The following is a 6,417-nucleotide window of genomic DNA, read 5'->3' on the forward strand; positions in this document are numbered from 1 at the left end:
CCACTCGGTAGGCGGTCGTCATCGCGTCGCCTCGAAGAGGGAGATCTTCCTTGTTGTAGATCGAAGCAAGCTCACGAGTCAGACCGAGACCCATCAACCGCAGAGACCTGATATTCCGTTTCGACAACAAGACTGCGGCGGCGGCTTCGCCTGGAATGAAGCCATTCGGGTTCTGCGGCGCAAGAATGCGGCTCTCTCCGATGTAGTGGCGAATGGTCTCCGAGGTCAGATAGCTGTCGACGCCGACGATCATGATGTAGGGCGTTTCGCCGGAGGACATGAGCCGCCGTGCCTGCTCGAGCGCGACATGTCCGGAGGGGCGACCATGGGCGATTACCCTGGAGCGCGAATATGCCTCGACCTCCACGATGTCGGCGATGCGTCGCAACAGGTTGGCGGGACTGCGCACGGGATGGCCCGGCCTGCCTTCCTCGCCGATGCATAGGATCAACGCTGTTTGGCCGCGTGCCTCAGGAGCCCCGCTGAACGCTTCGACAATTGCGCCCGCGGCGAGATGCGCAATGCGCTTCTCGCCGATCCAGGTTCGGGGAATCGGTACCGGCGCCCCAATCAGCCAGCCGCCACGCGGTCCGCGAAAACGTGTCTCTTGAAACCCGTCCAGTTTCGCACGCATGGCTGCGCACGAAGACGGGGCGTCGAGGCCGACAGCCGTGACCATGCCGATCGAGGCGATCGCAACCGACCCGTTCATGCTTCGCTGTCCGTGGGGATTTTCAGATTGGCGCGGATATATTCCTTACCCCGATCCATGGCGCGCAGCATGGACTCGCTCGGCGGGCCGACCCAGCACTCGGTAAACTCCAGGATCATGCGCTGGATCCTCTGTGAGACACGCCAGACCAGGGAAAATCGCCGGTTCTCCGCATCGACAAGCAGGGTGTCCGGCAGCACGCTGCCATCGAACACCCTTTGCTGGTGCTTGAAGAACGTCATCGAGAGTCCGGTCGCGGGAAGGCGAAAGCCGAGCCGTCCTTCCGGCGTCAGGTTGACCAATTGCATCTCTTCACCACCGCGCGGATGGTCGATCTGCTGATCGACCGGCGCCATTTGAAAATAGCGCTCGTCGAAATCCGGCGGCAGGAATGGGAAAATGTTGTCGGCCCAGTTGTCGTCATAGGTGCCGCCATACTCGATGCGGCCGGGCCAGCCCCGGCCCATCGGCCCGAAGCTCATCGGCCTGTAGTCGCCGAACGGCGAGCGGATCTCTTCGCCGACGGCCTGTGTGTTCGGCAACCGCAGGCCGGGAACAAGACGCTGGTTCCTGGTGCGCGACCAGCCGGTGCCGACCGGGTTGTGTTTGTAGCTGGCGGGCAGCTTGTCCTCCGGGTCCAGCCGGTCGACGCCGCCCCAGGCGACGTCATAGGAGATCGGCAATTTGAGGAAGGGCTGGGGCGAGGTCGTTGTAAAGACGGGGCCGATGGCGCGCCACTCACGGTGGCCGACGACTTCGAACAATTTCGACCAGTTGCCGACCTTGATGCCCACCGGCACCCGCTCCGCCGGGCGCCCTCCGGGCGCATAGGCAAAGCCATTGACGATCACGTCGCAGCGCGGCTTGCGGAAGGCGAAGTCGGACTCCCACAGCGTGGCCGAGAACCCGGGCGCCCCGGTGGACATGTCGGCCATGACCAGAGGCACCTGCTGGGCCGATTTCCGCACCTCTCCGCCAGACGTCGCCGGAAAATCGAACGTACCCTTGACGATAACCACGATGTGCTCATGGCCTGCGACATCGGTTGCCGTCGTATATTCGTGCGGATAGCCCATCTGGTTCCAGATCTGCATCAGCTGGTCTCCCAGGTGGCGGCGAAGATCTGCTCCAGCGTCTTTTGCGGCTCCTGCGCATCGACGTCGAAAATGTCCGAGCGGGCGGTCCACATCACTAGATCGTCGATGACGTCGCTGTACTGATCGACAGCCGGCACGGGTAACCCCGTCAACGCTGCATCAAGTTCGTCGGGCGTCCGCTCGCCTCGCTGCGCGGCGAAGGCCGCTTCTTCGATGCCTTCGAACCAGGCATCGGCGTAAGCGAGCTTCAATGGCGCTTCGGCTATCCGCGCAACGACGCTCAAGGGAAACTGCCGACCAACGCGGTCGGCGCTCTGTAAGATGATGCCTGCTGAGGCGCCAAACAAAGTGGGGCCGGCGAGAAAGCGCAAAGCAGTATCTGGCCGCCACGTCTCCAGCCCAATCAGCGGCACGATCTGCTGCGCCAGCCAGCGATCCCAGACGCGCACAAAATCTCCCGTCAGCCGCCGCGACACGAAATCGCCGGTGGCGGGGATTTTGCCGTAGAAGCCCGGCAGGATCATATCTGCGGCGGACATGTGAACTTCTTGAACATTTCGAGGTTGTAGGGGTTCTCGACGCTTGCCGCCTTGAGCTCGAAATCGGCGTACATGCCCTTGGTGCCCAGGCGCAGGCTGTAGACATCCGACAGCGAGGTGCCGGTGAAGCGGCCGGCGCGCAGCATCCTCAGCCATGCCCAGCTGCCGGTCTCGTTGAGCATGATCTCGGGCGAGCCGTCGACCGGCTGGAAGGCGAGCGAGATCACGCCGGTGCCGTCCTTGCCGGGCCACGTCATCGGTTGCGGTCGCGTCGCATTGTTGAAGTAGACGAGGTTCTGGCCATCGAGATTGAGCGTCACGCGCGTGACGTTGGGCGACAGGTCCTTGGGCTCCAGCGTGAAGCTCATCACCGGGCCCGTCCCGCCGGGAAAGAGATCGTCGCGGATATGCCTGGCCTGTTCGAACGCCGCCAGCGCCGCAGGGTCGAGGCCGAAATCGGCGCGCCATTTCCATGGCTGGCTGGCGGTGTCGACGTAGCTGATCAGATGGTCGTTGATGAAGGCGTCGATCAGGCCGGACGGCCCGAACAGGCGGGCGAAGTCGCGGACATTGACGTCGACCGCGCTCTCGGGACTGAACGGATAGCGGTCGTTGAGCGCCGCCTGGCAGAACGGCAGGATGTCGGCGCGCCAGATGGCGTTGAGCTCGTTGGTGACAGCCTTCTGCGTCAGGCCGCTAGTATCGCCAGCGATGCCGCCGAGCCAGTCGTCGATTGGGTCGGGCAGGATTTGCGCCTGCCTGGCGACAGCGCCTGTGAGTTCGGCGAGGCCGCCCTGCTTCTTGATGGCATCCTGGGGATCGGGGTTGGCGGTGACCGTCTGCAGCACATTGGAAAGCGCCGTCAGGGCCACTACAGCCGCGTCGAGCGCCGGCGGCTGGCCATCGACTTCGGCGATCGCGCCCTTGAGCCGCTTGAAGTGTTCGGCCACCAGGCTGCCGGTGAGGTCCACCTTGTCGGCGGAGCCCGCGCGCGGCAGCAGCTTTGCCCCGGTCTTGACGACCTTGCCTAGCTTGCCAAGCTTGCCGAGCAGTTTCGAGCCGCCCTTCGCGGCCGCCTTGTCGTCAGCCGGCGCCTCGTCGGACCGGGTGAGGTCCGTCTCCTGAACCACCGCCGTCAGCAGGCGCTTCAATGCGGAATCGGCGCTTGAAAGGTCCTTGAGGTTCTCGCTGGCGACGTTGAGGTCGCTCAACGGGGCGAGCCGCATGTCGCGCAGGAAGCTGTCCCATTGCGCGATATAGTCCTCATAGTAGAGCTTCAGTATGTCTTCCGACAAAGCCGAGACCGAGGTTTCGGAATTCTCCGAGCAGCCGCCGGCGAACACCGCCCGATCCAGCGCCGCCTGGGCGGCAACGTCCTCGACCCGGTCGAGAATGGCATCGTGGAAGCCGGCATAGCTGAAGGCGCCCGGAACGCCGACGCGCAACGTCTTGTCGGAGCGCCGGGCAAACACCTTGGCGCCGTTGGGGCCGGCGAAATTGGCCGGGATCCATTCCTTCACCGCGGCCACTTCCGGATCGGCCAGCAACTGCTTGTAGGCGCGCGCCGGCAGCGAGATCGTGCACACCGTTTTCAGCGCCTCGGCGACCAGTTCCTTGTCCGGAGCGACGTAGTTGTCATCGACCGCCATACGCCGGATCGCGGCCAGTTGATGCTCTTCGGCGTCCGGGCTCGGGAAGGGCGGCGCCGGCGCGAATTCCGGCAGGCTGTTCACCCACCAGTTCTGCGCGAAGTCGGTGTCCATCTGCGACAAGCCGGTCATCATGCGGTAGGTCTTCAGCGCCCCCAGCATGAAGTCAGGGTCGCGGATCTGCCGCCACATGGTCGCCTCGAGCAGCGCGACCATATGCGGCTCGAGCACGTTGCGCAGCGCGTGGTCGTAGGTATCGGCCTGCGCGCGCATCAGCTCCGCCGAGGCCGAGGGTCCGAGCAGGTCATGCGGCGCGTCCGGCGGCGCGGTGCGGGCATTCGTGACCTGGTCCATCGCGGCCAATGCGCCGTCGATGGCCGGCTGCTCCACCGATGCCGGGGCGGCGGTGACGGCGGTCAGTGGCTCCTGAAGCGCCTCGAATTGACCAGCCTGCGCGGTGATTGCATTGCGGTTGTCGAAATAGGACCAGGTAAACAGGCCGGCGGCCAGCAAGGCTGCGACCGCACACGCGGTGGCCGCGCCACGCCAGATCCAGGCGCGGCGACGTTGCGCCAGCGGGTCGAACGTGCCGAGGCCAGCTTCCTTGAAAATCACCTCGGTAAGCAGGTTCTTCAGGAAGAAGCTGCGCTTTTCGACGCGTGGCGCCGGCATGGCGCGGCGCGGAGGCAGCCCGAAGGAAGAGGAAAGGGCTGCCGTCAGCCGGTCGATCGGCGCTCCTTCCTGGGTCGCCGACGTCAGATAGAGGCCACGCAGCCAGGCTGCCTCTTCATAGCGGCTTTCGCCGAACATCGCCTCGATCAGCAGCTGGATCGGCTCGGAAAGGCTTCCGAGTTGGGCGGGGAAGCGGAAGATCTCGGCGCGCGCGGCGAGTTTGTCCTCATCCTCAAGGCGCGGCACAAGGCGTCGCTCGAGCTCGGTCGCCAGCGTGGTGATTTCGCGCTCGACGGTCTTGGCGTCGACGCGCGCATCGAGCGGGAAGGTCGTCCCCCACACCTGTTCGCGCGATGCCGTCGACAGGCCGCCGAAGAAGGCCTCGAAACCCTTGATCAGATCGGCCTTGGTCAGCATCAGATAGACCGGAAGGCGGATTTCGAGCCGGTCGTTGAGCTCGGCCAGCCGGCGGCGGATCTTGCGGCCGTGCGCCTTGATGGCCTCGTCGCCCTCCGAAAGCGTATCGATAGAAAGCGCGACGATCACGCCGTTCAGCGCCCGACGGCCCCGATGCTTCTTCAAGAGGTCGAGGAAGCCCAACCATTCCGCCGCGTCGACGTCAGGCTGGCTTTCCTGCTGGACATAGCGGCCGGCGGTGTCGATCAGCACCGCGTTCTCGGAGAAGAACCAGTCGCAGTTGCGGGTGCCGCCAACACCCTGCAGGTCGTCGGTGAGATCGATGGGGAAATTCAGCCCGGACTGCCGCAAGGCGGTGGTCTTGCCGGTGGCCGGCGGCCCGACGATCACGTACCAGGGCATCTCGCGCAGGAACTTGCGCCCGCCGAGCTTGCGGCGCTTCAGCTCGGCCATCACCTCGCCGAATTTTGCGCCGACGGCGGCGACGTTCTCCTCGCCGGGGGTAAGCTGTTTCTCCGCCGCCGGCGCCGCGATCTCGGCAACGAACATGCGGTTGGCGCGGATCGCGCGGCGCTGGGCGACGATGAGCCAGATCAGCCACAGGATGATCAGCCCAGCGATCATGGCGATGCGCACATTGTCGGAGTCGAACGGCGAATAGGGGCCAACCTGGACGATCGGGCCGAAAATCCAGATGACCAGCGAAAGCAGCGCGATGCCGATCAGCGTCCAAAGGAAGCGCGAGGTGAGCACGGCCCAGAGGAAGCGAAGGATGAACATCTCAAAGCCTCTTCTCGACCAGTACCTCTACGCGCCGGTTGAGCGCCCGACCCTCGCGTGTCGAGTTGTCGGCCACCGGATCGGTCTCCGCGCGCCCTTCGGAATGGATGCGCTCCTGCGGCACGCCGGCCCGCACCAGGAGGTCGGCTATGGTCTCGGCCCGCGCTTCCGAGAGCCGCTGGTTGCTCGAAAGCGGGTTGGACCTTTGCAGGCGCACGTTGTCGGTGTGGCCGACGACGGTGATGTTTCCGATGAGTTCCTGGTTGGCGAGGATGACCTTGGCGATGGATTCCACCAGTGGCTCATAGCCTTGGGTCAGCGTTGGCCGTGACGACTGGAAGAGTTCGGGGTTGGAGGACTGGATGACCAGCTTGGCGAGCGACACGCTTTCGGTGCCGCTGAGCGCCCCCCTGAGGTCGTCCGGCGCTTCGGCCTTGAATTCCGGCAGCAGCGCGAAGTCGACCGGTTCCGGCGCAGGCGGTTCCGGCGCGTCGACCTTTGGCGCGGCGCGCGCGATGTCGGCGCGCTGAGGCGGCGGCAGCGCGCGGACG

5 protein-coding genes are annotated in these 6,417 nt (G+C 65.0%); all 5 read right to left on the reverse strand.

The features are described 5' to 3' along the window. Positions 1–712: 3-oxoacyl-ACP synthase (locus tag EN745_RS27055; protein ID WP_127422667.1), on the reverse strand; the 712-nt coding region annotated here is incomplete at its 3' end. Next, positions 709–1,806, reverse strand: a complete 1,098-nt coding sequence (locus EN745_RS27060) for a DUF2169 domain-containing protein (RefSeq protein ID WP_126058939.1) — start codon at positions 1,804–1,806, stop codon at positions 709–711. The genes EN745_RS27055 and EN745_RS27060, both read right to left, overlap by 4 nt. After that, the gene (gene tagF / locus EN745_RS27065) at positions 1,806–2,333 is read right to left on the reverse strand and encodes a type VI secretion system-associated protein TagF (RefSeq protein WP_126058940.1); all 528 of its coding nucleotides are present in this window, start codon (positions 2,331–2,333) and stop codon (positions 1,806–1,808) included. Before tagF ends, EN745_RS27060 begins: the two co-directional genes overlap by 1 nt. Then, the gene (gene tssM, locus EN745_RS27070; protein ID WP_127422668.1) at positions 2,330–5,866 is read right to left on the reverse strand and encodes a type VI secretion system membrane subunit TssM; all 3,537 of its coding nucleotides are present in this window, start codon (positions 5,864–5,866) and stop codon (positions 2,330–2,332) included. The genes tagF and tssM overlap by 4 nt, the downstream gene beginning before the upstream one ends. Position 5,867: 1 nt before the next feature. Then, positions 5,868–6,417: type VI secretion system protein TssL, long form (gene tssL, locus EN745_RS27075; RefSeq protein WP_127422669.1), on the reverse strand; the 550-nt coding region annotated here is incomplete at its 5' end.

The sequence above is a fragment of the Mesorhizobium sp. M4A.F.Ca.ET.022.05.2.1 genome (assembly GCF_003998845.1).
GTDB lineage: Bacteria > Pseudomonadota > Alphaproteobacteria > Rhizobiales > Rhizobiaceae > Mesorhizobium.